Here is a 25,932-nt window from a genome sequence, read left to right on the forward strand (position 1 = left end):
AGGGCGGTGAAGATATCAAAGACCCGTTTTCCGGTAAATCGCAATGCGGCTCCGCTTAAGTGAACAGCATTGCGGCATCTGCCGGCTGTTTTTTTTGACAGGCAGGGTTACACCGTGACCTTGCTGCGGCTGACCAGCTTGGGCTCCAGGGGCGGGAAGTCATCGTTGAAGAAGGTATCCGCTTCTTCAATTTGTGCCTTGCGCTGCTTCTGGATGAAGTTGTCGAAGTCGCGCTTGATCTCGGGGTCCTTGAGGGCCTCGTAGTCGAACACGTTGGCGGCATAGAGGTAGTTGAAGTAGATGTCGACGAACTCGGCGCTGGCACAGGCGGAGGTGAACTTGCTGTTCTGGCGGTCGAAGTTGACGCGGTACTGCTTGATCTTCGGCACATAGACCAGCTCGTTGCCCACCTTGAACACTTCCACTGTGACCCCCACCGTGATGGTCTTGTGAAGTCCTTGTTGTTCTCCACCCCGAAGCGGATGGCATCCCCCTGCTTTTGCAGGAACTTGTTGAAGCTGGCCAGCGCCGTGGTGCCCTGGCTCACCACCACGTCCATGATGAAGTTGATGAAGTCGGTGGCGATGCTGAGCCCCTTGATGTGGCGGCTGTAGCTCTGCTGATCGATCTTGCTCGGCCCCATCAGGGGGATCTTGGAGAGGGCCCTGGCCCAGAGATCCGCGTCCGTCTTGTACTGCTCGCCATAGGCTTCGGCGTAACGGTTGATGTAGGCGGTGACCACGGAGGTGATGGCGATGAGGTAGGCCTTCTGTTCCGCCAGCTTGGCCATGACTGCGGGATCGTCCAGCAGCTCGTTGGCCACGATGAACTCCACCAGGCCGTCCTTGTCGGCATAGGGATCACTGCCCACCGCCCGGACGGTGTCGGGCAGATTGACGTCGTTGAAGAAGGCCTCGGCCTCGGCGAACTGATCATGGTTGCTCAGGCGGTTGGCCGGTGCCTCGCGCACCAGCTGGCAGAGCACCAGCTACGGCCTCGTAGTCCGACTCGCGCCACAGGGGGGCCTGCAACTGGTTGCCGAAGGTCTTCTTGTAGGCGAGGTTGAAGTCAAACAGCACCGAACTGCAGCCGCAATCCATGGCGAAGTCGACGGTGTAGCTCAGCGGCCCGGTGGGCAGGGGCTTGCTCATCTTCCCCTTGGCGCTGAGGTTGGCATAGCACTTGAGGTACTCCCGGCCAAACAGCTCGTAGGCACGGTTGTTGTTGAAGTTGAGCTGGAAAGTACCGGCGCTCTCGCCCCCGTTGAACAACTGTTGCACGTGACTCATCTCTCTATCCTTATGGTGAGATTGGTAGACGGGTTGACCCGGTGCCGAGTGGCTACTTCCTGGCCAGCAACAGCCTAGGCTGTGTTCTTAAAGTGATGAAGATATAATCTCACATCTTCTCAACAGCTTAAGATCCATTCCGTGTCCCGCCGTTATCAGCTGACTGATGCACAATGGGGGCTTATCGAGCCCCAGTTTCCTTCTCGAAGCCTGATCGGGCGCCCTACCCATGAACCGCGCCAAGTGCTCGATGGCATTCTCTGGATACTCCACACCGGAGCTCCTTGGCGAGACCTTCCAGAACGTTTCGGACCATGGAATTCGGTCTACAACACCTTCCGGCGTTGGCAGGATGCAGGCCGGATTGATGCCATTCTGGAAGCGCTGCAACTCAAGCTCAATGAAGAAGGGCTCATCGATTTCGACCTGTGGTGCCTGGACGGCTCCAATGTCAGGGTATCCAAAGATGCTGCCGGAGCGCGTAAAAAAACACTCCGGTGAATCAAGCACTTGGTCGCTCTCGTGGTGGTTTTGGCAGCAAAATTCACTTGGTCACTGATGGTAATGGTTTACCGCTGGGGTTCTGCCTTTCGCCGGGGCAATCAGCGGAAATCAGATATGCGACAAGTGCGTTGGCCATGGCAAGGATCCCGACTTCATCAGGCCGTTATCGCACGCGACCAACACATCTTGCCGCAGATAAGGCCTATAGCAGCAGGGCTTTGCGGGCCGAACTCCGGCGCAGAGGGATAAAAGCAGTCATCCCGCAGCGCAGCGACCAGCAGCGGCACCATAAGGGACGACCTCTGGTATTAGACAAAGCTCGTTATCGCAGGCGAAATGTGGTCGAGCGGTGCTTCGGATGGCTGAAGAAGTTTCGCCGATTCTCAACGAGATATGAAAAGCTGGCGGGAAGTTTTGCTGCTTTTATCAAGCTGGCTTTCTGCCTTCGTTACTTACGAGAGCTATTGGTGGACAGAAAACCAGCATTTTGAGAACACAGCCTAGCGAGGGAGAGGGGGTTTGGTTACTGCGAATAATCCCAGTGGCGGGGGCGGGATCCTGGGCTAGCCCCCAGACGGGGAGTATTTCTCGTTGTGTTTCATTCGGATATGGCCGCCATGGTCCCGTCATCCGGGGCGGGACCTTGAAAAAAATCGGAAAAAGGGAAAAGAGAGGGGCGACCCGGGGTCAGGAAAGGCCGGTTTTATCATTTGCCAGGCAAATAGAACCTGGCCATTGCATGAATTTTGCAAATACCCTTTGGGGGGCCGCTCACAGGGATGGCACGGGAGGCTTGTCTATCGGGAAGCAGACTGGCAACATTTATATCACATTTACTCATCGGATCAGTTTGCAATGGACCTGCAACGCCTCAAAGCCAACCTCGCCCTGCGTCTGTTCGCCTGGCGCTACATTCCCGTCATTGGTTTCTGTGCCCCCGTCATCGAGCAGATGGACGCCAGGGCGCTGCGCATCCGCATTCCGCTGGGCTGGCGCACCCGCAACCACCTGGGCAGCATGTATTTCGGGGCGCTCGCCACCGGTGCCGACCTGGTGGGGGGACTCCTGGTCATGGAGAAGGGGCGGGCGCGGCGCAAGAAGGTGCATTTTGCCTTCAAGGATGTGCAAGGGGAGTTTTTGAAGCGCCCGGAGGGGGACGTGCAGTTTGATTGCGCGGCGGGGGAGCTTATCGACGCCATGATCGACGAGTCCCTGGCGAGCGGTCAGCGCATCAACCGCCCCATCCAGGTGGTGGCCACCTGCCCGTCGCGCAACGGCGACGAGGCCATGGCCCGCTTTGTGCTGACCCTCTCCATCAAGGCAAGCTGAAGGCCAGAGGGCGCTTGGCGCCCTTGTTCAAGCCGGTATCAAAGGATCTCGGGACTGCTCCCTTCCTTCACCACGGCCTTCATGCTTCATGCCGTTGAAGTTGACCGCCCGCTCGGCCACTGTGCTGGGTAGCGCTTGCGTGGCAGGGCGTCAGGATCAGAGGATCTCGGGGCTGACGCCTTCTTTCACGACTACCTTCATGCCGTTGAAGTTGACCACCTGCTCGGCGACTATCTTGCAGCGTTTGCGGGTCTCGACCTGACCGTCCACTTCCACCAGGCCCTCGGCGACCAGCGCCTTGGCGGCACCGCCACAATCGGCCCAACCCTGATGCTTGATCAGGTCACACAAGGCAACGAAGGGGTGACCTTCGAGCAGAAACGTCTCCATGGGAAATCCTCTAGCTGGATGAATGGCTGAAACAGCGGGGGCTCATTCTAGGCAGTTAGGCGGGGCAGGGAAAGGGCCCGGGCCGAATTGCCCCGAAAAAGGGGCGAGCACAGGCAATAAAACCAGCCCGACCGGGCTGGTTGTGTCTCTGGGGGCCACTGGCGCTCAAGGGAGTTTCACCACCGCTTCCCCCGTCACGGCGAGGGCGCCGCCCTGGGTGAAGATGCGGGTGGCCAGGGTGGCGATGGGCTTGTCGCTTCGAAGGGCAATCACCTCCACCTCCGCCGTCACCTCGTCCCCCACGAACACCGGGAGCGTGAAGGAGAGGCTCTGGCCCAGATAGATGCTCCCTTTCCCGGGCAGTTGCTGCCCGAGGAGCCCGGAGAAGAGGCTCGCCAGCAGCATTCCGTGGACGATGGGGCGCTCGAACACCGTCGTGGCGGCAAAGTCCGGGTCCAGGTGCAGGGGATTGAAATCCTCCGAGAGGCCGGCGAAGGCCGCCACCTCGGCCGGGCCGAAGCGCTTGGTCAGGCGAGCCTTCTGGCCCACGGCAAGGGGTTGTGTACTCATGCGGGTTCCTCTTCTTGCATCCTGACGCCGGCAAACACCGGATTGAGCCGTACCTTGACGTAGCTGCCGGGGGCCGCCTCCAGCCCCTCGACAGGCTGCCGGGCGGGGACGGGGTCTGCTTCGTCACGGTCTTTGATAAAGCGCATCATCTCGGGCCACCAGGAGCCGCTCTGGTGGGTCGCCCCCGCCAGCCACTGCGCCGGGCTGTCCGCCTCGACCTCGCTCTGCCAGAAGCCGTATTTGTTGGCATCCGGTGGATTGATGATGCCGGCGATGTGCCCGGATTCGGCCAGAATGAAGCGCCGTTCGCCCCCGAACAGCGCCATGCCCTGCCAGGTTCCCTGCCAGAGGGCGATGTGATCGTCCACGGCGGACACCAGCAGCACCGGGGTCTTCACCTTGGCGAGAGCGATGCGGGTGTGGCGGATCTTGAGCTCCCCCTTCACCAGCTGGTTTTCCAGGTAGAGTCGGCGCAGCAGGCTGTTGTGGATCTTGCCCGCCACGTTGGTGCTGTCGCTGTTCCAGTGCAGCAGATCGGATGCCACCGGGCTCTGGCCCTTGAGGTAGCTGTCGATGTAGTAGTTCCAGTAGAGGCTGTTCTCCCGCAGCAGACTGAAGGAGACCGCCAGCTGGCGCCCGTCCATGATGCCCCTGGCCTCGTTCTGCGCCTCCAGCGCCGCGATGATGGGCTCGTGGATGAAGATGCCAAGCTCCCCGGGCTGGGAGAAGTCCAGCAGGGTGGTGAACAGGGTGGCGCTACGCACCCGCTGCTTCTGGCGCCGCGCCGCCAGCCAGCCCATGGCGAGTGACAACGCAGTGCCACCGATGCAGTAGCCGATGCCGTGCACCTCCCGCTCGCCGGTGGCTGCCTCCACGGCGTCCAGGGCGGCGATGACCCCGTCCACCACGTAGTCGTCGAGATCGACCTGCCCCTGTGCCACCCCCGGGTTGCGCCAGGAGATCATGAAGACCGTCTGCCCCTGGGCGACCAGCCAGGCCACCAGGGAGTTCTGGGGGCGCATGTCCATGATGTAGTACTTGTTGATGAAGGGGGGCACGACCAGCACCGGGGTCTTGCCCACCGTCGCTGTGGTCGGGCTGTACTGGATGAGCTCAAAGAGCTCGGTGCGCAGCACTACCCGGCCCGGGGTGGTCGCCAGATCCCGGCCGAGCTCGAAGGCGGACTCGTCGGTCAGGCGGATGTTGAGGTGATCGGCGCTGCGCTCCAGATCTTCGGCCAGGAGCGCAAGGCCGCGCACCAGATTCTGGCCGTCGGACTCCAGGGTGAGCTTGAGCAGCTCCGGGTTGGTGGCCAGGAAGTTGCTGGGAGCCATGGCGTTGACGTACTGGCGGGTGAAAAAGCGCAGTCGCTCCCGGCTCTTCTCGGGCACGCCCTCCAGGGCATCCACCGCCGCCAGCAGGTGTCTTGCGGTCAGCAGATAGGATTGCTTGAGGTAGTCATAGAGGGGTTGCTCGCTCCAGGCGTCGGCCTTGAAGCGGCGATCGCTGCGATCCGGGGTGATCACCGGCTCGCTCGGCTGGCCTGCACTCTTGAGCAGGGTGTGCTGCATCAGCTTGAGCTGATCCTGCCACCAGTTCATCTGGGACTGGATCAGCTGCCAGGGCTGCTGGCTGCCCTGCTCCAGCACCTGGCCCAGATCGTCCAGACTGGTCTGCAGCAGGGCCTGGGCGGTGCGCTCGGTCTGGACTCTGGCCATGGCCAGCAGCTTGTCGTTGTAGTGGGCCAGGGCCTCGAACAGCGGGCCGTAAGATGATTGGCTCATGTGTTCTCCTTCACCCACGCCCGGGGCGGGCACTTGCCCGTTCTGTCGAGTCGTGGGGAGATGTGGCTGCCCGCAAGACGGGCAGCCAGGGGTTATCAGGCCTTGCCCGTGCTCTTCTTGATGCCATCTGCGGTCAGGGCATCCAGTTCTTCCTTGAACTGCTGGCCGAGGGTGCTGAGCTTCTGGATGTCATCCAGCATCTGTCGGGAGAGCTGGCTGGCGCTCTCCAGCTGCACGGTGCCGAGGGCCGCCAGGCTCTGGGCATCCTGCACCTTGCCGACGGCCTGCAACTGGTTGAGCCCCAGTTCGGCGTAGGCATTGGCGGACGCCAGTTGCAACCGGGTCAGCTGTTCGATGTTGCTGGCCAGCAGCTGGTTGTAGCGGGTGAGGGGAGCGGCAAAGCCTTGCATCTGCTCGGTAAAGCTCTTGATCACGTCCATATTCATCATGGGTCTCCGGTTCGGCAGAACACTGTTTTTGCGGGTCAATCGACCCTTCTTGCGGGTACAGCACGTCATCCCTGTGTTACGTGTTGTTTGCTCTGTTCAAACACACGTTTGAGCATTCTGCAACCAATCCACCTTTGGTATAAATGTTAGTTTCTGTTTGAATTTTCCAATCCGCCGAGAGAGCCATCCCCGGGTTCAGACGAGAGGTGACGCAGGGCAGGGGGCGGGGTCTCGTTCCCCGGGGCCTGCGCTGGTACCCTTGAGCCACACCCTCTTCACAAGGAATCCCCGATGAAACCGTTCGCCCTGCTGCTCGGCTGTGGTGCCCTGACCCTCGCCGGTGTCGCCCAGGCCAGCACGCCGGTCCAGATCTCCCTGCCCGGTGTCAACCTACCCTCGTCCAATCAGGTGGAAGGGGCAAGGGCTTCCTTCCTCTACGGCCGCACCGGCCAGGTGAAGGGGATCGATCTGCCGGTGTTCGCCCTCTCCGACGTGGATCAGTTCACCGGCCTGCAGCTTGGTGTGTTCTTTGGCGCGAGCCGGGTGCGCCATCAGTTTGGCGGGGTCGCCATCAACGCCGTCAACTGGCACGAAGGGCAGGATACCGGCCTCAATCTGGGCTTCGTCAACCTGACCAACAATGTGAAGGGGCTCAACTGGGGGGCGGTCAACATCGCCCAGGGCAATGCCCTGGCCAACGTCGGCTTCGTCAACTATGCCGAACGCACCACGTTCCAGCTGGGATTCGTCAATGCCACCAAGCACCTGGACGGCTTGCAGATTGGCCTGGCCAACTACGCCGAGAACGGCATCTTCCCCATTCTGCCCCTGATCAACTTCAAGAAATCCTTCTAGGGACCAACTTGCCCTTGCTTTAGGAGGGGCAGCCATTACCCTGTGCTCCATCAAGGCTGCACAGAGGTAACAGGGGCATGACAACGGAACACATGGACGCCATCGGCATCGGCTGGGACGTGAGGGGCTGGCAGGGCAATGCCCAGGCGGTGGCGGTGGTGGGTTGGCAGGCCCGGGAGTCGCGTCTGCACTGGCTCGGGATCTCCCCCCTGTTTCGCCTGAGCTCCCGGGTCGCGCCGGATCTGGATGCCCTGCTGCGCCCGGCCCTGCAAGACGAGGTGGCGCTGATGCAGGTGCTGGCCTGCCCGCGCCTTGCTCTCGGCATCGATGCGCCCCTGGCCTTTCCCCGCGCCCTCGCCGATCTGCTGGCGGGGTGGGGGAGCGGCTTTCCCGTGCCCCAGCGGGAGATTGACAACCCTTACGCCTACCGGGATTGCGAGCGCTGGCTCTATCAGCACTATGGCAAGAAGCCCCTCTCCGCCACCTTCGACAGGCTCGGCAACAACGCCACCCTGGCCCTCTCCATGCTGCCGCGCCTCGGGGATCTGCAACTGGTGCCAAAACGGGCGAGGGCTGCCGGGCGCGCGGTGCTGGAGGTCTATCCCGCCCTGGCCAAAATGGGGGGCAAAGCCTCTGCTGTGCGGCCCGAGCTGCAACCCCACCTGCCAGCAATCCTCATCCCTGGAACGGATCCCTATGATGCCGCGCTCTGCGCCCTGATGGCCCTGCAATATGCGGCCGAAGGGGCCGTCACCTCGCTGCCTGCTCTGGTGGACCTGCCGGAGGAGATGGCACCGGACGAAGGCTGGGTCTACCACTTCGCCCGGGATTGAGACGCCCAAGCACCGCGCTCCCTCTGACGACTGCTGGCGACTCGCTGCAGTCACGGCACTGGTGACGTGACTTGCTGTCGCCACTGCGTATGGCTTGCCGTTGCCACGGTGTCAGGCAAGGGGAGGCCGCCTTTGTCCTGTGATCTTCCGACGTCTCCTTGACCCTTGCCCTTGTTGCCTTACTTTGCGACTGCCGACTGCCGACTGCCGACTGCCGACTGCCGACTGCCGACTGGCGCCTTTTCATCGGACCTCATCCTTGATCCCGACTGTTCATGGCTGGTTTAAAAATCACCTTGTATGCCATCAGACAAGAGACGTACAAGTACATTTATCACCCCGCAGCAGCGGGGAGATGGCTCCAGGGTTGTACAGAAACAGGGTAGCGGGGGTCAAATATGCGGCAGGTTAAGCCTGCAGAAGCATAAATAGGGAGTCAGGGCGTTAATTGCTGGAAGAGCCGTCTCTTCATCCGATATATTGCCTCTTTTCCTCAGGCTTCTTGTCCGGTGGTGTCGATGAAACGCATTCTCTCTATCCAGTCCCACGTGGTGTTTGGCTGTGCCGGCAACAGCGCCGCCGTGTTCCCCATGCGCCGTCTCGGCATGGAGGTGTGGCCCATCAATACGGTGCAGTTCTCCAACCACACCCAGTACGAGGCGGGTTGGCAGGGAATGGCAATGCCGGCGGGCCACATTGCCGCCTTGTGCCAGGGGCTTTGCAATATCGAGGTGCTGGCGCGCTGCGATGCGGTGCTAAGTGGCTATCTGGGCTCGGCGGAGCAGGGGGACGAGATCCTGGAGGTGGTGGCGGCGGTGAAACGAGCCAATCCGGCGGCCCTCTATTTCTGCGATCCCGTGATGGGGCATCCGGAGAAGGGGTGCATCGTCGCCCCGGGCGTCACCCGCTTTCTCACCGAGCAGGCCCTGCCGGTGGCGGACATCATGGCCCCCAATCTGCTGGAGCTGGAGACCCTGTGCGATGTCCATCTGACAACCCTGGCCCAGACCCGGGTCGCCGCACGCCAGTTGCTGGAGAAGGGGGTGAAGATGGTGCTGGTCAAGCACCTGGGTCGCGCCGCCAGCGTCCCCGGCCGCTTCGAGATGCTGCTTGCCACCCCCGAGGGAGACTATCTGATCGCCCGTCCCCTTTACGATTTCGCGCGCCAACCGGTGGGCGTGGGGGATCTCATCAGCGCCCTGATGCTGGCCAACCTGCAGGCGGGATATGATGGGGTGAGCGCCTTCGAGCGCACCAACGCCGCGGTGGATGCGGTGCTGAGACAGACCTGGGAGGCGAATGCCTACGAGCTGCAGCTCATCGCGGCCCAGAGCGCCTTTGCCGAGCCGCAGATTGCCCACAGGGCCGAGCGCCTGGCCTGACGCCATTGATCAGCCCGTGACGGGACGAGCTGATCAAGGTTCAGCTTGCGGCACTGATCGGTGTTGCATCCTGAAAATGTTCGACCCTGGGGAAGGGGTCGTAGAAGTGGTGCAGCAGGGCCTTCCACTCCTGGTACCGGGGGGAGCCCCTGAACCCCCGGGTGTGATCTTCCAGCCGCGCCCACTGCACCAGCAGCAGGTAGTGATGGGGATCGTCCAGGGCACGCTGCAACTGGTGGCCCAGGTAGCCGGGCATGGCGCTGATGATGTGCTGGGCTCGGGCGAAGGCCTGCTCGAAGTCAGTGGCCTTGCCGGGAATGATCTGCAGATGGGCGACTTCCAATATCATGATGGCTCCTTGCCGATGAGTCTGATTGAACCAAAAACCTATGTACGCCGAGCCTTGGAGGGGGCAAGACCGGCACGCTGTCCGGTCTTGCCAGGCCGTCTGCCTCAGAGCTGCTTGTAGAAGAACTGGGTGGCGGCGAGGGTGCCGTCCCCATTGCGGGCGAAGTCCGGGATCTGGCCGGCCTCCTGATAGCCGAGCTGGCGATAGAGGCTGGAGGCCACGTCGCCGACCCGGGTATCCAGCACCAGCAAGGTACGCCTGGCGTCCCGGGCCCCTTGCTCCATGGCGTTCATCAGGGCGCGGCCCACCCCCTTGCCACGGGCCTGGCTGTGGACCATCAGCTTTTCCACTTCGGCCCTGTGGCCCCCGTTGGCCTTTGTGCACAGGGAGAGCTGCAGGGCGCCCACCAGATGGTGCTGATCAAACGCCACCCAGAGCTTGCGCACTCCATCCGCCAGCTCCCCCTCGATGCCTTGCCAGTACGCCAGCCCCTGCTCTTCCTGCAGGGGAGGCAGAAAGCCCACCGAGGCACCGCTGGCCACGCAATCTTGCAGCAGGGCGATCAGCGCCGGTTTGATGCCTCTGGTGCTCTCGACCTCAAGGATCTCCATTGAATGTCCTCATCTTCTCTCTTGGCCCACGTGGGGGATTAACGTCTCGGGCGCGGACTCTCCTGCCGGTGCTATTATCATCCGGTCAGGTGCGCCGTCTCTTAATGGATCAGTCCCTGCGCTGCCAGCCACTGGAACAGCAGGCGGGAGACGGGGGAGACTTCGGCCAGGTGGCGGCTGTCCAGCCAGCGCAGCTCGGCGATCTCCGCCGAGGCGACGGGCGTGCCGTCGGCGTCCCCCGTGTAGCAACGCAGATTGACATTCACCCCTTGCGGCTTGCCGTCCGCCTGGGCGCTGAACTCGCAGGCGAACGCCAGGGTGTCGGGTTTCAGGATGACCGCGAGCTCTTCCTCGATTTCACGAACGAGGGCCGCCTCGTCGCTCTCGCCCGGCTCGCGCTTGCCCCCCGGAATGTAGTAGATGTCCTTGCCGTGGGAGCGGGCGCACAGCAGTTGTCCCTCCTTGAAGGTCAGCCAGGCGAGTTTGTCGATCATGGGCAGATTCCTCTTGTTGCCGCTTGTCAAAGGGGGGGCTCGCTGCTCGCACAGGGTGCGATAGGAGCGGGTTTCCCGCATCTCGGGCGCCAGTCCCAGCCGGCTAGCCAGCGCCAGCAACTGCGCGCGGTAGGCGGGCAGGGCGGTCTCGTCGTCAGTCATGATGGCGAGCTCGGCAAAATCACCGACGCCTGCCAGGTGATCCACCGTGACGTGGAAGGCCCCCAGAAAATAGATGCTGCGCCGCTTGTCGATGGTCAGCACCGGCTGGTAGCCCAGGGTGCGCACCATGCTGGCCGCCTTGTCCGCATCGGTGATGTTGACCGCCTCGCAGCGATCGGGTCCGGGTCCTTTGACTATCCAGAGCCGGATGCCGCTGGGGGCCATGGTGCGGATGATCAGGCTCTTCTCTGCCCGGGCCAGGGCGCCATCTGCCGTGTCGAAGTAGCAGTCCTGCTCATGATTGTCCGCCACCATCACCTCGGGGCTGAGGGCCGTGAGGGTATGCACAAAGGCGGCGCTGTCCGTCAGGCGGTATTTGAACTCCACCTCGAAGCGCCCCTGAAAGTGGGTGGCCATGGCCTTGCGACGGCTCCCGAACGGCAAATGAATAGGGCAGCCTAGCAAAAGTGCCGGGCTCTCCCAAGCATCGGGATCACAGCTTCGCATCGACTGCCGACTTTATGACCAGATGGTGAGGGGAAATCCGCCCTGGTGCACAGCTTGTGGCCCGGTGGCTGGGCGCCGTACGGGGGCTGTGCTCTAATAAGCTCCCTCTTTGGCGGTATTTCCGCCCTGAACAACGACAACGAGGCGGCGGCCCCGGCCGCGCCAGTGGAGCCACAGATGCAGATCACCTCACAGCCCCCCTTTATCGGACTGGGCGTGGCGGGCAACTTCGCCGGTCACCTGGAGCAGGCAGGGGAGGCGGCGGACTTCGTCGCCGTCAAGGTTGACGACAAGGTCGCCCCCAAGGCGCTGTTCCCCTTCTATGTGCCGAACCATCCCGGCCAGCTCGGGGTCTTTCCCCTGAGCGGCGATGCCATCTTCCTGCCGGAGGCGGCGGTGAGCGGGGACGAGAAGGTGCAGATTGAACCCGAGGTGGCACTGTGGTGCGAGCTGGAGTACGCGGGGGAGCAGGTGGTGGCCATCCATCCCAAGGCGTTTGGCGCCTACAACGACTGCTCCATCCGTCGCCCCAATGCCAACAAGATCAGCGAGAAGAAGAACTGGGGTGAAGAGAGCAAGGGGCTGGCCGCGAACCTGCTGCCCCTGACCCACTTTGCCGCAGGATGCGAGCTCGATGACTACCGCATCGCCTGCTATCTGGAGCGGGACGGGGAGCTGCACCCCTACGGGATCGACAGCGCGGCGGTGGACTACAGCTACTTCCACGGTCAGTTGCTGGCGTGGGCCATCGACAAGTTCAACCATCAGCAGGACGAAGGCCCGGCCGAGCATATCCAGGGGCTGCTGGCCCAGGCGGGGCGCCCGGCCCATGCGCTCATCAGCATTGGCGCCACCCGCTACACCCCCTTTGGCGAGACCCACTTCCTCGCTCCCGGTGACACCGCCTGCGTGGTGGTCTACCCCGCCAGTCGCTACAGCGAGAGCGACATTCGCGAAGCCATCGCGACCCGCCGCGTTGGCGCCGATGTCTCTGTCCTGCTCCAGGCGGTCAAGACCCGTTGATCGCGATGCCTTCCCAACCTGGGGAGGCATCTTCTTTCTCTATTATGCCTGCGCACACTCCATGCTGGCGTCATGCATGATCAGCCGAAAGAGGAGTGGCAGATCAGGTGGGTTGCCATGGTGGTGATCAGAGAGTGCAGGGAGCAGGATCTGGCGGCTTGCTCAGCCTTTACGCCGAGCTCAGACCACGGGATCCCGTGATGCCGCTTTCCATGGCGAGGGAGACGCTCGCGAGCCTGCTGGCCAGGCCCGAGGTGCGGATCATCGTGGCGAAGGTGGGCGGTGAGCTCGCCGCCACCTGCCAGCTCGGGGTGATCCCGACCCTGAGCAACGGCGGCAGGCCCATTGGCATCATAGAGCACGTGGTAACGGCCTCTGCGTTCCGACGCCAGGGGCTGAGCCAGAAGGTGCTTGAACAGGCGCTCTCCCTGGCCTGGGGGCTGGATGGCTACAAGGTGATGCTGCTCTCGGGGGAAGGGCGCGATGAAGCCCATCGCCTCTATGAGAAGCTGGGCTTCAAGGCGGGCATCGAGAAGGGGTTTGTCATCAAGCAGGCAGAGGCCCAGGGCTGCACCTTGACGAGGTTCGGCCCCAAGGCTTAGCATCGGCGCTTTTGCCATAAATTGAGCCAACAATTCATGAAGATAGAACCAGCACAAACCGAGGATTACCCGGCCCTGATCGCTCTCTGGGAGGCCTCGGTACGCGCTACCCATCACTTCCTGCAAGAGGAAGACATCGCCACCCTCAAGCCTCTCATCCTCGAACACTATTTCGATGCCGTGCGCCTTTATTGCGCCAGGCAGGATGGCGTGATCGTCGGTTTTATCGGGGTGGCTGAGGGCAATATCGAGATGCTGTTCATCGCTCCCGAGGCGAGAGGGGGCGGGGTCGGCCGCCAGCTGGTGGACCACGCCATCCGTTGTCTGGGGGCGACTCGCGTGGACGTCAACGAACAGAATGCCCAGGCTGTCGGCTTCTACCAGCACCTGGGCTTCGAGGTGACGGGGCGCTCCCCCCTGGATGGCCAGGGCAAGCCCTATCCCCTGCTGCACATGGCCTTGGCCGCCGGTTAAGGGCGCCAGAGCATAAAAAAACCGCCCTCGGGCGGTTTTTTGTTGTTCAGGACGCAGTGCTCGCGCCGCCTCACTCCTCGTTGGAGTTGTCCTGATAGTCGCCCCGCTGGGCCTTGGGCAGGCGGCGCATGGGGGCGAAACCGATGTCCTCGCCCACCACTTCCCGCTTGCGGGACTTGTTTTGCGCAGGCTGGGCCGGCTTCTTGGCGCCATCCCCCTTGCCTTTCCCGGCGGCGGGTTTGCCCTTGGCGTTGGCATGGCCACGGGCGCGGGGCGGGTTTTGCACCGGCTTGCTGCCCGGCAGGGTCTGGCGGCTCGGCTTGCCGCTCGGCTCGTACCCTTCCAGGATCTCCACGGTCAGGGATTGGCCGATCAGCGCCTCGATCTCCTTGAGCTGACCCAGCTCGTCCTGGCTCACCAGGGAGATGGCCTCGCCGCCGCGCCCGGCACGGCCGGTGCGGCCGATGCGGTGGATGTAATCCTCCGCCATCTGGGGCAGCTCGAAGTTGATCACGTGGGGCAGCTGATCGATGTCCAGACCCCGTGCGGCGATATCGGTGGCAACCAGCACCCGCACCTTGCCTTCACGAAAATCCGCCAGCGCCCGGTTGCGGGCCCCCTGGCTCTTGTCACCGTGGATGGCGACCGTATCCAGGCCATCTTTCTGCATCTGCTGGGCGAGCCTGTCGGCAATCTGCTTGGTGCGCACGAACACCAGCACCCGCTGCCAGTTGCCACGGCCAATCATGTGGGAGAGCATCTCCCGGCGGCGTTCCCGATCGACCTGGATGATGCGCTGGCTTACCTGCTCGGCGGCGGTGTTGCTGGGATCCACCTCGATGAGGGTGGGATCCTTGAGCAGATCGTCCGCCAGCGCCTTGATGTCATTGGAGAAGGTGGCGGAGAAGAGCAGGGTCTGACGCTCCTCCGGCAGGGCCTTCATGATGCGGCGAATGTCGGTGATGAACCCCATGTCGAGCATTCTGTCCGCTTCATCCAGCACCAGCACCTCGAGGGCGCTCAGGGTCAGGGCGCCCTGGGTCAGCAGATCCAGCAGGCGGCCCGGGGTGGCGACCAGGATGTCGACCCCGAGCTTGATGGCGTCCAGGTTCGGCTTGATGCTGACGCCGCCATAGGCGATCAGGGTACGAAACGGCAGGTGGTGGGCATATTTGATGATGCTCTCGCCCACCTGGGCGGCCAGCTCCCGGGTCGGGGTCAGCACCAGGGCTCGCACCTGGCGACGACCGCCACGGCCGTGGTTGGCCAGCAGTCGATGAAGCATGGGCAGGGTGAAACCGGCCGTCTTGCCCGTGCCTGTCTGGGCGCCGCCCAGCACGTCCTGCCCGGCCAGGATGGCGGGAATGGCTTGCTGCTGGATGGGGGTGGGTTGTTCGTAACCCAGCTCCTTGACGGCCCGCAGGATGTGCGGTGACAGACCCAGTTCATTGAATGACATGTTCGAGGGACACTCCGAGCCTTGGGCTCAACGGGTGACGGCAGCCTTGGTCCGTCACGACATGGAAAATAGGGTGGGCCGCCATCGAGGCTGGGCCTGAGCCCGGCAAAGCGACCGCACAAGAGACAGTGGGCGCGTAATATAGCAGATGCGAGGCGCACGCGCAGCAGCCGTGTCGCGAGCAGGGTTGCCACGGCCATCCCGGCAGGGAAAGGCCAGGGGGCGCTAAGAGGGGCCCCCCTGGCCTCGGCGCACGCCCGTCAGAGCAGTCCCTCGATGGCCTGCACCAGATCCTCCGGCCTGGTCTGGGGGGCGAAGCGGTCCACCACCCGGCCTTCACGGTCAATCAGGAACTTGGTGAAGTTCCACTTGATGGCCTCGCTGCCAAGGAGTCCGGGCTTTTGCTCCTTGAGCCAGCGATAGAGGGGGTGGGCCCCGGCGCCGTTGACCTCGCACTTGGCCATCAGGGGGAAGCTGACAGGGTAGTCGAGCGAGCAGAAGCGGGCGATCTCCTCGGCATCGCCCGGCTCCTGATGGCCGAACTGATCGCAGGGAAAGCCCAGGATCTCGAAGCCTTGGGGGCCGAACTGGCGATAGAGGGCCTCAAGCCCGGTGTATTGGGGGGTAAAACCGCAGCGGCTTGCCACGTTGACCACTAGCACGACACGGCCCTGCAGATCGGCGGTGGACCAGGCCGTGCCATCGAGTCGTTGCAGGGGGATGAGGGGCAGGGGCATGGTTTCTTCTGATGCAAGAGGGGCGACAAGGCGCCCGGGGACAATCCTTGCACGTTAACGGGCCGAGGGCCGGGGAGCAAGGGGGAGGGCGTCTGTTCCCCCCAGACTCCTATTGATGGCGGGACTTCTCAAGAGAAGCAATCCGGTTTGTGCCGATGGTCCGAAGTCGCTACAAAGCGCACTCTCTCCCCTCGCTGCGAGCCTATCTTGGACTATCAAGCCGTCATGGATGCCATCTACACCCGGGGTTGGGTGATAGTGGATGATTTTTTAACCGCCGCCGAGGTGGATGCCCTCAAGGCTTGCCTGCCGGACGAGTGGCGACCGGCGGGGATCGGGCGCGAGACCCTGCATCAGGACAACCGCGATATCCGTCGGGATCAGATCCACTGGCTCGACGCCTCCCTCGGCGCGCCGGTGGCCGACTATCTGGCCCGGATGGAGTCCCTGCGTCTGGCCGCCAATCGCAGCCTGATGCTGGGGCTGTTCGACTACGAGGCCCACTTTGCCCGCTACCGTCAGGGGGACTTCTACGCCACCCATCGCGACGCCTTCGCCGGGCGATCCAACCGCCGGCTCACCTCGGTGTTCTACCTGAACAACGACTGGCAGCCAGAGGCGGGGGGAATATTGCGGGTCTATGACGACAGCGAGCAGTTTCTGATGGATGTCTCCCCCCGGGGCGGGCGGCTGGTGCTCTTCCTGTCTGAAGAGTTTCCCCACGAGGTGCTGCCCGCAAGCCGGGAGCGCTACAGCATTGCCGGCTGGTTTCGGGTCAACGGCAATGGCGCCGGGCGGGTCGATCCCCCCCGCTGAGCGCATTTCATCCTGTTTCTGACACAGGAAGAGACTTTTATCTGCCCGGGCAGGGGGAGGTGCGCCCCATCGGCTGACAAGGCTTCCCCTCCCTTGCTACACTGCCCGCACTTATGTTCGTTTCTGGCTTCGTCCGGTTTTCATGCGGTTGGGTTTGACATGGTGATGACGAAGCCGCTTCTCCCAAGGGATCACATCTAATGAAGAACATGCATGTCTTGCTGCTGTGCGGCGGTGGCGGCTCCGAGCACGAAGTCTCGCTGCGCAGCGCCAATTTCCTCGAAAAACAGCTTGGGCTCCTGCCCGGTATCGAAGTGACCCGGGTCGAGATGTTTGCCGACCGCTGGCTCTCCGCCGACGGTCGCGAGTGCAAGCTGGGGCTGGACAAGCTGCTCTCGTTCGACAGCGTGGCCCGTCCGGTGGACTACGTGGTGCCCTGCATCCACGGCTATCCCGGTGAGACCGGCGATCTGCAATCCTTCCTCGAGCTGGCCGGCCTGCCTTATCTGGGTTGTGACGCCGAGGCGAGCAAGGTGTGCTTCAACAAGATCACCACCAAGCTGTGGCTCACCGCCATCGGCATCCCCAATACCCCCTACCTGTTCCTGACCGAGCAAGGCGAGGCGAGCCTGATCGAGGCGAAAGCGGCGCTGGCCAAGTGGGGCAAGGTCTTCATCAAGGCGGCCTCCCAGGGCTCTTCCGTGGGTTGCTACTCCGCCAGCAACGAGGCAGACCTGGTGAAGGGCATTGCCGATGCCTTCGGTTACTCCGAGCAGGTATTGATCGAAAAAGCGGTCAAGCCCCGCGAGCTGGAAGTGGCGGTCTACCAGTATGGTGACGAGCTGGTGGCCACCTATCCGGGGGAGATCTGCGTACCCCAGGACAAGTTCTACACCTATGAAGAGAAGTACAGCAGCGCCAGTCACACCGAGACCGCGCTCAAGGCCGAGGGGCTGACTCAGGCCCAGGCCGATGCCATCCACGAGTACGCCTTGAAGGCGTTCCGTCAGCTCAAGCTGACTCATCTGTCGCGCATCGACTTCTTCCTGACCGAAGAGGGGGAGATTTTGCTCAACGAGATCAACACCTTCCCGGGCATGACCTCCATCTCCATGTTCCCGAAACTGCTGGAGCACCACGGCCACAGCTTCGCGCACTATCTGGAGCAGATCCTGCGAAAGTCGGTCTGATGTCGCCAGACCCGGTTGCAACGGATGGTGAGTAGGGGCCTCAGGGCCCCTTTTTTCATGGGGGGAAGCGGGCAGAGCGCGGGGAGGGAAGGGGGCAGGGCGCCGCCCGGCAAGCCTTGCCGCCAGGAGGGCGCGCCGTTACAATCAGCCCCCTTTTGTCCCGCCACAGGCACCGTCAGAGCCGCGTTCCATGAAGCCCATCCCCGATCACGCCGTCAACCGCCTGCGCATCTGGCGCAAGAGCGTCTCGACCCGACCCTTTCTTGCCCGTGGCGGCAGCGTGCCACGCTGTGATGCCTGCCAGCTGCGCCACGACTGGTGTGCCTGCGACTGGCGCCCGGCGCTCAAGGCCGAGGCCGGTTTCTGCCTCATGATGTATGACAGCGAGCCCATGAAGCCCTCCAACACCGGGCGCCTCATCGCCGACGTGCTGCCGGACTCCACCTGGGCCTTTCTCTGGTCGCGTACCGAACCCCATCCCGAGCTGCTGGCCCTGCTGGCGGATCCCGCCTGGCAGCCCTACGTGGTCTTTCCCGCCTGCGAGAAAGCGCCCGACCGCCTGACCGGCGAGGTGGTACTGGCCCCCGGCAAGAAGCCGCTGTTCATCCTGCTGGACGGCACCTGGCCCGAGGCGCGCAAGATGTTCAACAAGAGTCCCTATCTGGACGGCTTCCCGGTGCTCGCCATCAAGCCGGATGCGCTCTCTACCTACGGCATGCGCGTCGCCCACAGCGACGAGCACCTGTGCACCGCCGAGGTGGCCGCCTGCGTGCTGGAAGTGGCCGGGGAGCTGCGGGCGGGACAGGCGCTGCAGCTCTGGTTCAATCTCTTCAGCAGCCGCTACATGGCTGGCCGGGTTAGCCGTGCACCCGGTGCTGATGAAGGGCCCCTGCTGGAGGGGCTGGAGGCCATCAAGGGCCAGAGCCGCGCTCTGGATTAATCCTCATCAGCAGCCGCTACATGGCTGGCCGGGTAAGCCGTGCGCCCGGTGAGGATGAAGCGCCCCTGCTGGAGGGGCTGGAGGCCATCAAGGGCCAGAGCCGCGCTCTGGATTAATCCTCATCAGTAGCCGCTACATGGCTGGCCGGGTAAGCCGTGCGCCCGGTGCGGATGAAGCGCCCCTGCTACAGAGGCTGGCGGTTATCAAGGCGCAGGCCCTCTCGCGGGCTGATTGATGAAAATAAGGAATTAGTTGGCTGCCATTGTTTCGTTGGCTTCATGAGCCCGCCCTCGCTAGGATAGCGACCTGTTGACTCCTTCAGGCTCCAGGCCATGCCGGGCGCCGCCAATCACACGAGGTCTATGGATGGAACTGGAACTGCTCACCCTGGTCGCCCTGTTCGGGGTGGCCCTCATCGCCGGCTTTATCGATGCCATCGCCGGGGGCGGGGGACTCTTGACGGTGCCGGCCCTGCTGGCCACCGGCATGCCGCCGGCCCTGGTGCTTGGCACCAACAAGTTGCAGAGCAGTTTCGGTTCCTTCTCCGCCACCTGGTTTTATGCCCGCAAGGGGCTCCTTGAGTGGGCCATCATCTGGCCGGCGGTCATCTGCACCTTCATCGGGGCGGCCATCGGCACTCTGGCGGTGCAGACCATCGATGCCGCCATCCTGGAGCGGCTGCTCCCCTTCCTGCTGATGGCGTTTGCCTGCTACTTCTACTTCTCCCCCAGGGTGAGCGATGCGGAGAGCCAGCGTCGCCTCACTCCCATGGCGTTCGCCCTGCTGGTGGGCGGGGGCGTGGGCTTTTATGACGGCTTCTTCGGGCCGGGCACGGGGTCGTTTTTTGCCATCGGTTTCGTGGCCCTGGCGGGCTTTGGCATGGCGCGGGCCACCGCCCACACCAAGCTGCTCAACTTCAATTCCAACATCGCTTCCCTGCTCTTCTTCACCCTGGGGGGCAAGGTGGTGTGGAGCGTGGGGCTGTGCATGGCGCTGGGGCAGTTCATCGGGGCGCGCATGGGCTCCAAGCTGGTGCTCAAGAAAGGGGTGAAGCTCATCAAGCCGCTGCTGGTGACCGTCTCCCTGGTGATGTCCGCCAAGCTGGTGTGGAGCCAGTACCCCGAGCTCTTTGCCTGGTTGGGCTGAGCCGATATCCCCCATGACGAGGGCCCGATCGCAGATCGGGCCCTCTTGCGTTTCAGCCCAGTGCCGTCAGTTGCCGGAAATGGGCTTGCAGCGCCTGCACCAGGCGGGCAATGCGATCGCGCTTGAGGCTGTTTGGCCGATAGACCAGGTGGAGCGGGCGGCCCAGTCCCGGCAGGGGGCGTGCCTGTGTCCCCTGCTCACCCACCAGCGCCAGCAGGCCGGCGGGCAGGAGCACGGGGCCAATGCCTGCCTTGGCCAGCTCGATCAGCGCCAGGTAGGAATCGAGCTCCATGGCGGGGATAAGCCCGAGGGCGGCCAGGGGCTCGCGCAGATAGCGGTTGGAGGGGTTCTCCAGATCCATGGTCAGGATCTTGCGCACCTTGCCCTGCATCCCCTGACTAACGTCGCCTTCAGCCAGTTGCTTGCTGGTCACAGTTTCTTGCAAGGCGCCCTGGTGATCCGGCTGCGCCGCCTCATCCAGAGCCTCCCCCACCAGATAGAAGGGCTCCTCCAGCAGCCGTTCGGCACACAGCCCATGGCCAGGCGGCAGGCGGCCGGCGCAGATCCCGAGCAGGGCATCCCCGCCGCGCACCCGGGCCAGAATGACCGGGGTGTGGTGGGTAGAGAGGGCAATGTGGGGATCCCGTTCAAGATAGGCGTGCATGAAGCGGGCGAGGTAGCCCGCCAGCAGGGTTTCGGAGCAGGCGATGGACAGAGGGGTCTGATCCGTGAGGGTCTGGCTGTCCGCCAGCACCCCCTTCATTTCGGCGAGGCTCGGGGCTACCCGGGCGAGCAGTTCACGGGCCTGGGGAGTGAGGCGGATATGACGGCCATCCGGCTCGATGAGCTTCTTGCCAAGGCGCTGCTCCAGCTGGGCGATGCGCTTGCTGACCGCCGACTGACTGATATAGAGGCGGCTTGCAACCTTGGCCATGGTGCCCTCGCTTGCCAGCAGGCAGAGTGTCTCCAGCCCTTCCAGTAACATGCGTCCTCCCTCCTCGTGTGTTGGACGCGGTTACCTTAGGGGCTGGTGGCATCAGGGGCAAGTACCGTTTGCGGCCCTTGATAGCGGCCAGCGCCACGCCTTGACGGGGGGCGCGAAGATCACCAGGTTGCCAATGAGACTCACCACCACGCCGACGATGGAGACCGTCTGCCAGACAAAGCCTTCATAGAAGGTGGAGAGGGTGAGGGCCACCAGGGGGAAGAGCACGGTGGCGTAGGCCGCCTTGCTGGCACCGATGCGCCCCACCAGGGTGAGGTAGGCGGTGAAGGCGATGACGGAGCCGAAGATGGCCAGATAGACCATGGCGGCGAGGTAGCGCGGGTCGGTGGGCAGGGTGAGTGACTGACCGAGTACCGTGACCCAGCCCAGCAGCAGCGCCACGCCGTAGACCATGCCCCAGGGTACCATCTGCAATACGTGATAGCCCTGGCGCTGTCCCCGGGCGGAGACCAGGTTGCCCAGGGAGAAGCAGAGAGTGCCGGCGCAGGCAAAGAGCAAGCCCTTCCAGCCGTTTGCACCCAGTTGCGCATCCGCCAGCACCGGCCAGAAGAGCAGCAGGGTGCCAAGCAGCCCCAGCAACGATCCTTGCAGCCAGCGCAGGCCCGGTCGTTTACCCTCGAACAGCCAGAGATTGAGGCCGTTGAAGATACTGGCGCTGGCGAAAATCACCGCCGACAGACCGCTCGGGATATAGAGGGTGGCGTGGTAGAAACAGAGGAAGTTGGTGGAAAAGAGCAACGCGCCGAGCAGGGCTGCATAACGCTGGCCCGCCCAGGGCAGGCGCGGAAACTTGCCGCTCACCGTGAGCAGGGTGAACAGGGCCAGGGCCGCCAGGGCGAAACGATAGAGCACCGAGACCTCGATGGGGATGGGGCCGAGCTGCCAGGCGATGGCAATCCAGGTGCTGCCCCAGATGAGGACGGTGGAAACATAGAGCATCAGATTCATGGTGTGATCCCATCAAGAGAAGATGATGTGATCAGCATGAACCGGGAGGCGGGGTGCCGGCTTGCACCATCTTGCGGTTTTTTCAACGGAGGCGCAGCCTTTGACCATGAGGCGCGATAAGATGGCGACAGGAAAGGGGCGGGAGAGGTACGCAAGCGTGCAGCATGCCATGCAGCAGACAAGACAAACGGGGGTCTTTGATGCCCTGGTGAGCACCGGTGCCAGACTGGAGGACTCCTGCTGGCTGGAGCCCGGGCTCGGGGTGGCGAGCTGGTGCAACCGCTACGATCAGACCCGCTACCACAAGCCGGGCAACCACACCATCAGCGTCTACCTGCAGGGGGGCGAGCAGACCGAGCGGCTGGACGGCCCCGGTGGCCATGGTGGTGCCGGCAAGGTGTGCATCATGCCGGATCACCACAGGTCCGAGTGGTTGGTGCGCGAGGAGTTTCGCTTCTTCCACCTCTACTTCACCCCCGCCCACTTCACCCGCATCGCCGAGCAGGCGTGTGACAAGGAGGGGCGTCATCTGCAACTGGAAGACAAGACCTTCATCGACGATCCCCAGGCGGTGGCCCTGGTGCAGGGGCAATTGATGAAGCTGGACTGGCAGCACGGCATCGATCGCATGGCGCTCTCCCACGGTGCCTGGATGCTGATGCTGCACGCCTATCGCCATCACACCCGCGAGGCCCCGGCGCTGCCGGAAGTGCGCGGCGGCCTGGCCCCGGCCGTGGTGCGCCGGGTGCAGGAGTATCTGCAGGCTCACCTGGCCGAGCCGGTCACTCTGGGAGAGCTCGCCCGGGAGGCGGGTCTGAGCGAATACCACTTCGCCCGGATGTTCGGGCAGAGCCTGGGCTGTCCGCCCCACCGCTACCTGCTCGGGCTGCGGCTCAAGCGGGCCAAGCAGTTGCTGGCGGGAAGCGAGCCCCTGGCCAGCATCGCCGCCCAGTGCGGCTTCTCCTCCCAGGCCCATTTTGGCAACCGCTTTCGGGAGGCGTTCGGCCTGAGCCCGGGCCAGTGGCGAGCCCAGTTGTCATTCTCCTGTCACAGATAACCCTGAGACTCTGGGCAAAAGAGGTGTACCCTCTGTCTCTTGTCCATTGAAAGGAATGCCCATTGAATCATCGCAAACGTCAGACCCGTACTCGCCATCTCTGGTTCAACCACTGGAATGCCCCCCTCTATCGCGCCACCCAGCCGACGCCGCCCGAACCGCTCGTTCCTCACAGTTCCCGCTGAAAACGCCGTAACCCGATAGGATTTTTCCGGCAACTTTGCCACTATTGCGCCATCAGGATGGACTGGATATGGCCGCATGTTTCTGGAACGCATTGAAGTCAAAGGTTTTCGCGGAATAAATCGCCTCTCCCTCGGGCTGGACAACACCACTGTGCTCATCGGCGAAAACGCCTGGGGCAAATCCAGCCTGCTGCGGGCCCTCTGGTGCCTGCTGGGGGATGCCGAGCCCTATCAATTTGGTCAGGATGATTTTCATCGGCCGGAAGATCCCGAGCTCGAACCCTCGCGCACGCTGCAACTGGTGCTCACCTTCAGCGAGTATCGTCCCCAGATGTGCCAGCACTCCCGCCGTCTGGCCCGCCTCGGGGCGGCCTGGATCCCGCACAAGGACAAGTTCCACCGGGTGCATTATCGTGCCAGTGCCGAGTTGCAGGACGATGGCAGCGTGCTCACCACCCACGACTTTCTCGACGGCATCGGCAAGAGCCTGGCCATCGACAACAACGAGGCGCTGGTGCGTCTGCTCATCACCATGAATCCGGTGTTCAGGCTGCGGGATGCCCGTACCGCCAGGGATGGTATCGAGCGGCTGCCCTGGGGGGATCTGTGCGAGCAGCGGCTGGACGAGCTGGCCGGCAAGCTCACCGATGAGCCCCAGCGCATCGGCGAGCCAGAACTCAAGGAGGCGCTGCAGGCGGTGCAGCAGTTGATGGAGCACTACTTCAGCGCCCTGGCGCCCATCAAGCACAAGCCTCGCAGCCAGCGGGATATCGTCAATCGCCCCATGACCCTGCGCAATCCCGGCAACCTGCAGGTGCTGCTGCGCAATGCGGACAACCGGGCGCTGCAACTGGCCATGGCGGGCATGGCGGCCATGCTGCTCCACGCCCGGGGCAACCGGGAGCTGGAGGAGGGGGCCAGACCCATACTGATGCTGGAAGACCCCGAGAGTCGCTTGCATCCCACCATGCTGGCCCTGGCCTGGGGTCTGCTGGAGCAGTTGCCCGGCCAGAAGCTGCTCACCACCAACTCGGGGGACCTGCTCTCCTCCTTGCCCCTCAATCAGGTGCGCCGTCTGGTGCGCCGCCAGCAGGACATCCTCTGCCATCAGTTGGGAGGGGAGCGCTACAGCAGCGACGATCTGCGCAAGATTGCCTTCCATGTGCGCATCAACAGGCCCATGTCGATGTTTGCCCGCTGCTGGCTGCTGGTGGAAGGGGAGACCGAGATCTGGCTGCTCTCGGAGCTGGCCCAGATCTGCGGCTACAGCCTGCGGGCGGAGGGGGTGCGCATCATCGAGTTCGCCCAGTGCGGCCAGGCCCCCCTCATCAAGGTGGCCCGGGACTTTGGCATAGAGTGGCACCTGCTCACCGACGGTGACGAGGCGGGCGCCAAGTATGCAAGCTCCGCCCGCTCCCTGCTCAAGGGGGAGCGCGAGCGGGATCGGCTGACCCAGTTGCCGGCGGCAGACATAGAGCACTACCTCTACCAGAACGGGTTCGAGGGGGTGTTCCGGCGTGAGGCGGGGGTCGGGGGGCGCTCCACCCTCAACGCCGGGCGCATCATCGCCAAGGCGATCCACCATCGCAGCAAGCCAGGCATGGCCCTGGCGGTGGTGGAGGAGGCGGAGCGCCTCGGCAGCGAGCACATTCCCCCTGTGCTCAAGCAGATGTTTGCCCGGGTGGTTGCCCTTGCCCGGGGACAAAGCTGACCGGCGACGTTGGGAAGACGGAGGGAGTTTGGATATACTCCCTGCCTCTTGTCCTTCCTTACCCTGTGATGGGTGCACCCGCACCCGGACTGCTGCCGGAGACCCTATGTTCGTCCAACTTCCTTTTTGGCTCTTTCCCCTGACCGGTCTGATGGCCCTGGGGGCCCTGATCGCTGTGGGGCTCGTCCTGTGGCGCGGGGATCTCTGCCCGGGCCAGCGCTCGCGGATCACTACCCAGCTCTTCTCGGTCTGGGTGATCACCGGGCTCTCTCTGATGCTGGCGGTGGAGGCCAAGGTTGCGGGCTGGCTCATCTGGAGTGGGGGGGCCGCCCTGGTGCTCGGTATCGTGCTCTCCCTGGTCCAGTCTCGCCTGGAGGGCAAGCGCGCCATCCCCGCCACCCTGCTGTGGTTGCCCGCCATGCCGCTCGCCCTCTACGGGCTGGGTCTGATGCAGATCCAGGGCTGGCTCGGCGGCCTGCTGCAGATGGTACTGCTGGGGTCGGCCTTTGCCCACCTGATGCTGCTGCGTGCCCGCCACCGCCTGCAAGCCTTCAATCTGCTGCTGCCCCTGGCGGGGCTCGTCTCCGCCATCCTGAGTCTTATCTGGCTGGCGGTGCTGGTGGGTTGGCAGGGGAGCAGCGCCGGGCTCGACCCGCTGATCCCCGGGGTAGTGACCCAGGCTGGCCTGCTGGTCGCAGCCCTGTTGCTCTGGTTCAGCCCCATCTACCGTCAGCAGGAGACGGCCCCCGTGGTGGTCTCCGTGACCCTGTGCGGCCTCATCATCGCCCAGATTGCGGCGACCAGCGTGTTGCACCAGCTGGCCTGATCCCGGCGCATTCTCCCGCCCGCACCTTGTCGTGCGGGCTTTTTTTATGGGAAAGAGGGTAAAGGCGGGGAGGGGCCTGAGGGGGAAGAGATCGCTAGCTGCCTGAAAAAACTGCGATTTGTTGCAAAAGAGCGCGGTATGTGACGGTTTAATCCCCGAATAAACTTTTTTTAGGATATTTACTTGCAATCTCAGCGTTGGCGCCTATTATGGGCGACCTCGGACGCGGGGTGGAGCAGCTCGGTAGCTCGTCGGGCTCATAACCCGAAGGTCGTCGGTTCAAATCCGGCCCCCGCAACCAACT

At 63.4% G+C, this 25,932-nt stretch carries 27 protein-coding genes, 1 tRNA gene and 3 pseudogenes; 17 read left to right on the forward strand and 14 right to left on the reverse strand.

Features of this window, described 5'->3' with window-relative positions:
* Positions 1 to 107: 107 nt before the first annotated feature.
* Both PG887_RS22730 and PG887_RS12930 read right to left on the reverse strand, forming a co-directional pair.
* A pseudogene (locus tag PG887_RS22730) lies at positions 108 to 985 on the reverse strand (hypothetical protein).
* Positions 933 to 1,289 carry a hypothetical protein gene (locus PG887_RS12930; RefSeq protein ID WP_010674886.1) on the reverse strand — a complete coding sequence of 119 codons (357 nt, stop codon included), beginning with the start codon at positions 1,287 to 1,289 and terminating at the stop codon, positions 933 to 935. The pseudogene PG887_RS22730 and the gene PG887_RS12930 overlap by 53 nt, the downstream one beginning before the upstream one ends.
* Before the next feature lie 141 nt (positions 1,290 to 1,430).
* Here PG887_RS12930 and PG887_RS12935 point away from each other — a divergent pair.
* Together PG887_RS12935 and PG887_RS12940 are read left to right on the forward strand one after the other, a co-directional pair.
* Positions 1,431 to 2,284 (forward strand): IS5 family transposase gene (locus PG887_RS12935; RefSeq protein WP_270703580.1). Its coding sequence is split into 2 segments (ribosomal slippage): positions 1,431 to 1,773 and positions 1,773 to 2,284, totalling 855 coding nucleotides; the frame shifts between segments, so codons are not numbered across the junction.
* Positions 2,285 to 2,648: 364 nt separating this feature from the next.
* A complete protein-coding gene (locus tag PG887_RS12940; RefSeq protein WP_010674883.1) occupies positions 2,649 to 3,122 on the forward strand; it encodes a DUF4442 domain-containing protein in 474 nt (157 codons plus the stop codon).
* Positions 3,123 to 3,278: 156 nt separating this feature from the next.
* On the opposite strand, the gene ybcJ is transcribed toward PG887_RS12940, so the two are convergent.
* From ybcJ to PG887_RS12960, 4 genes are all read right to left on the reverse strand, one after another.
* Entirely contained in the window at positions 3,279 to 3,512 is a 234-nt protein-coding gene (gene ybcJ, locus PG887_RS12945; RefSeq protein WP_010674882.1) for a ribosome-associated protein YbcJ, read from the reverse strand.
* A 165-nt stretch (positions 3,513 to 3,677) separates the two neighbouring features.
* Entirely contained in the window at positions 3,678 to 4,082 is a 405-nt protein-coding gene (locus tag PG887_RS12950; RefSeq protein ID WP_010674881.1) for a MaoC family dehydratase, read from the reverse strand.
* On the reverse strand, positions 4,079 to 5,866 hold the full coding sequence (locus PG887_RS12955; protein ID WP_270821892.1) for a class I poly(R)-hydroxyalkanoic acid synthase: 1,788 nt from the start codon (positions 5,864 to 5,866) through the stop codon (positions 4,079 to 4,081). Before PG887_RS12955 ends, PG887_RS12950 begins: the two co-directional genes overlap by 4 nt.
* 95 nt (positions 5,867 to 5,961) lie before the next feature.
* A complete protein-coding gene (locus PG887_RS12960; protein WP_041211496.1) occupies positions 5,962 to 6,312 on the reverse strand; it encodes a phasin family protein in 351 nt (116 codons plus the stop codon).
* A 294-nt stretch (positions 6,313 to 6,606) separates the two neighbouring features.
* Here PG887_RS12960 and PG887_RS12965 point away from each other — a divergent pair, with 294 nt between their 5' ends.
* The 3 genes from PG887_RS12965 (at position 6,607) to pdxY (ending at position 9,385) form a co-directional block, all read left to right on the forward strand.
* On the forward strand, positions 6,607 to 7,170 hold the full coding sequence (locus tag PG887_RS12965) for a VC2662 family protein (protein WP_010674879.1): 564 nt from the start codon (positions 6,607 to 6,609) through the stop codon (positions 7,168 to 7,170).
* A gap of 77 nt (positions 7,171 to 7,247) precedes the next feature.
* Complete coding sequence (locus PG887_RS12970) at positions 7,248 to 8,003, forward strand: DUF429 domain-containing protein (RefSeq protein ID WP_029314586.1); 756 nt, start codon at positions 7,248 to 7,250, stop codon at positions 8,001 to 8,003.
* A gap of 518 nt (positions 8,004 to 8,521) precedes the next feature.
* On the forward strand, positions 8,522 to 9,385 hold the full coding sequence (pdxY, locus tag PG887_RS12975) for a pyridoxal kinase PdxY (protein WP_270821893.1): 864 nt from the start codon (positions 8,522 to 8,524) through the stop codon (positions 9,383 to 9,385).
* 40 nt (positions 9,386 to 9,425) lie between these two features.
* On the opposite strand, the gene PG887_RS12980 is transcribed toward pdxY, so the two are convergent.
* The 4 genes and pseudogenes from PG887_RS12980 to PG887_RS12995 all read right to left on the reverse strand — a co-directional run.
* Complete coding sequence (locus PG887_RS12980) at positions 9,426 to 9,734, reverse strand: antibiotic biosynthesis monooxygenase family protein (RefSeq protein WP_010674876.1); 309 nt, start codon at positions 9,732 to 9,734, stop codon at positions 9,426 to 9,428.
* A 104-nt stretch (positions 9,735 to 9,838) separates the two neighbouring features.
* Positions 9,839 to 10,345, reverse strand: a complete 507-nt coding sequence (locus tag PG887_RS12985; RefSeq protein WP_010674875.1) for a GNAT family N-acetyltransferase — start codon at positions 10,343 to 10,345, stop codon at positions 9,839 to 9,841.
* 101 nt (positions 10,346 to 10,446) lie between these two features.
* Positions 10,447 to 10,839 carry an NUDIX hydrolase gene (locus PG887_RS12990; RefSeq protein ID WP_010674874.1) on the reverse strand — a complete coding sequence of 131 codons (393 nt, stop codon included), beginning with the start codon at positions 10,837 to 10,839 and terminating at the stop codon, positions 10,447 to 10,449.
* Between the two features lie 30 nt (positions 10,840 to 10,869).
* Positions 10,870 to 11,418, reverse strand: a pseudogene (locus tag PG887_RS12995) (class IV adenylate cyclase); the annotation flags it as partial.
* A gap of 267 nt (positions 11,419 to 11,685) precedes the next feature.
* Between PG887_RS12995 and PG887_RS13000 the strand changes: the two are divergent.
* The 3 genes and pseudogenes from PG887_RS13000 (at position 11,686) to PG887_RS13010 (ending at position 13,607) form a co-directional block, all read left to right on the forward strand.
* Positions 11,686 to 12,531: a DUF5718 family protein gene (locus PG887_RS13000; RefSeq protein WP_010674872.1), complete on the forward strand. Its 846-nt coding sequence runs from the start codon at positions 11,686 to 11,688 to the stop codon at positions 12,529 to 12,531.
* A gap of 117 nt (positions 12,532 to 12,648) precedes the next feature.
* Positions 12,649 to 13,133: pseudogene (locus PG887_RS13005) on the forward strand (GNAT family N-acetyltransferase).
* Between the two features lie 36 nt (positions 13,134 to 13,169).
* A complete protein-coding gene (locus PG887_RS13010; RefSeq protein ID WP_010674870.1) occupies positions 13,170 to 13,607 on the forward strand; it encodes an acetyltransferase in 438 nt (145 codons plus the stop codon).
* A gap of 70 nt (positions 13,608 to 13,677) precedes the next feature.
* Here the strand turns inward: PG887_RS13010 and PG887_RS13015 are convergent, their stop codons facing one another.
* Positions 13,678 to 15,066 (reverse strand): DEAD/DEAH box helicase, encoded by a 1,389-nt coding sequence (locus PG887_RS13015; RefSeq protein ID WP_010674869.1) that lies wholly within the window; start codon positions 15,064 to 15,066, stop codon positions 13,678 to 13,680.
* Positions 15,067 to 15,326: 260 nt separating this feature from the next.
* Positions 15,327 to 15,803: a glutathione peroxidase gene (locus tag PG887_RS13020; RefSeq protein ID WP_039038588.1), complete on the reverse strand. Its 477-nt coding sequence runs from the start codon at positions 15,801 to 15,803 to the stop codon at positions 15,327 to 15,329.
* Positions 15,804 to 16,010: 207 nt separating this feature from the next.
* Here PG887_RS13020 and PG887_RS13025 point away from each other — a divergent pair, with 207 nt between their 5' ends.
* From PG887_RS13025 to PG887_RS13050, 4 genes are all read left to right on the forward strand, one after another.
* Positions 16,011 to 16,619, forward strand: coding sequence for a 2OG-Fe(II) oxygenase (locus PG887_RS13025; RefSeq protein WP_041211488.1), 609 nt, complete (start codon positions 16,011 to 16,013; stop codon positions 16,617 to 16,619).
* A 200-nt stretch (positions 16,620 to 16,819) separates the two neighbouring features.
* A complete protein-coding gene (locus PG887_RS13030; protein WP_270821895.1) occupies positions 16,820 to 17,809 on the forward strand; it encodes a D-alanine--D-alanine ligase in 990 nt (329 codons plus the stop codon).
* 190 nt (positions 17,810 to 17,999) lie between these two features.
* Positions 18,000 to 18,749, forward strand: coding sequence for a tRNA-uridine aminocarboxypropyltransferase (locus PG887_RS13035; RefSeq protein WP_102948518.1), 750 nt, complete (start codon positions 18,000 to 18,002; stop codon positions 18,747 to 18,749).
* A 366-nt stretch (positions 18,750 to 19,115) separates the two neighbouring features.
* Positions 19,116 to 19,895, forward strand: a complete 780-nt coding sequence (locus tag PG887_RS13050) for a TSUP family transporter (protein WP_270821896.1) — start codon at positions 19,116 to 19,118, stop codon at positions 19,893 to 19,895.
* Positions 19,896 to 19,947: 52 nt separating this feature from the next.
* Here the strand turns inward: PG887_RS13050 and PG887_RS13055 are convergent, their stop codons facing one another.
* Both PG887_RS13055 and PG887_RS13060 read right to left on the reverse strand, forming a co-directional pair.
* Positions 19,948 to 20,880 (reverse strand): LysR family transcriptional regulator, encoded by a 933-nt coding sequence (locus PG887_RS13055; protein WP_270821898.1) that lies wholly within the window; start codon positions 20,878 to 20,880, stop codon positions 19,948 to 19,950.
* Positions 20,881 to 20,931: 51 nt separating this feature from the next.
* On the reverse strand, positions 20,932 to 21,849 hold the full coding sequence (locus PG887_RS13060; RefSeq protein WP_010674861.1) for a DMT family transporter: 918 nt from the start codon (positions 21,847 to 21,849) through the stop codon (positions 20,932 to 20,934).
* Between the two features lie 169 nt (positions 21,850 to 22,018).
* On the opposite strand from PG887_RS13060, the gene PG887_RS13065 reads away from it, so the two are divergent.
* From PG887_RS13065 to PG887_RS13085, 5 genes are all read left to right on the forward strand, one after another.
* Positions 22,019 to 22,906: a helix-turn-helix domain-containing protein gene (locus PG887_RS13065; protein WP_103261986.1), complete on the forward strand. Its 888-nt coding sequence runs from the start codon at positions 22,019 to 22,021 to the stop codon at positions 22,904 to 22,906.
* A 62-nt stretch (positions 22,907 to 22,968) separates the two neighbouring features.
* On the forward strand, positions 22,969 to 23,091 hold the full coding sequence (locus PG887_RS13070) for a hypothetical protein (RefSeq protein WP_256094327.1): 123 nt from the start codon (positions 22,969 to 22,971) through the stop codon (positions 23,089 to 23,091).
* A gap of 76 nt (positions 23,092 to 23,167) precedes the next feature.
* Positions 23,168 to 24,802, forward strand: a complete 1,635-nt coding sequence (locus tag PG887_RS13075; RefSeq protein WP_214004704.1) for an ATP-dependent endonuclease — start codon at positions 23,168 to 23,170, stop codon at positions 24,800 to 24,802.
* A gap of 106 nt (positions 24,803 to 24,908) precedes the next feature.
* Positions 24,909 to 25,628 (forward strand): hypothetical protein, encoded by a 720-nt coding sequence (locus PG887_RS13080; protein WP_010674858.1) that lies wholly within the window; start codon positions 24,909 to 24,911, stop codon positions 25,626 to 25,628.
* Between the two features lie 224 nt (positions 25,629 to 25,852).
* A tRNA-Met gene (locus PG887_RS13085) sits at positions 25,853 to 25,929 on the forward strand.
* Positions 25,930 to 25,932: the final 3 nt, after the last annotated feature.

It is taken from the genome of Aeromonas sp. QDB14 (genome assembly GCF_027707845.1).
Classification (GTDB): Bacteria; Pseudomonadota; Gammaproteobacteria; order Enterobacterales; family Aeromonadaceae; genus Aeromonas; species Aeromonas caviae.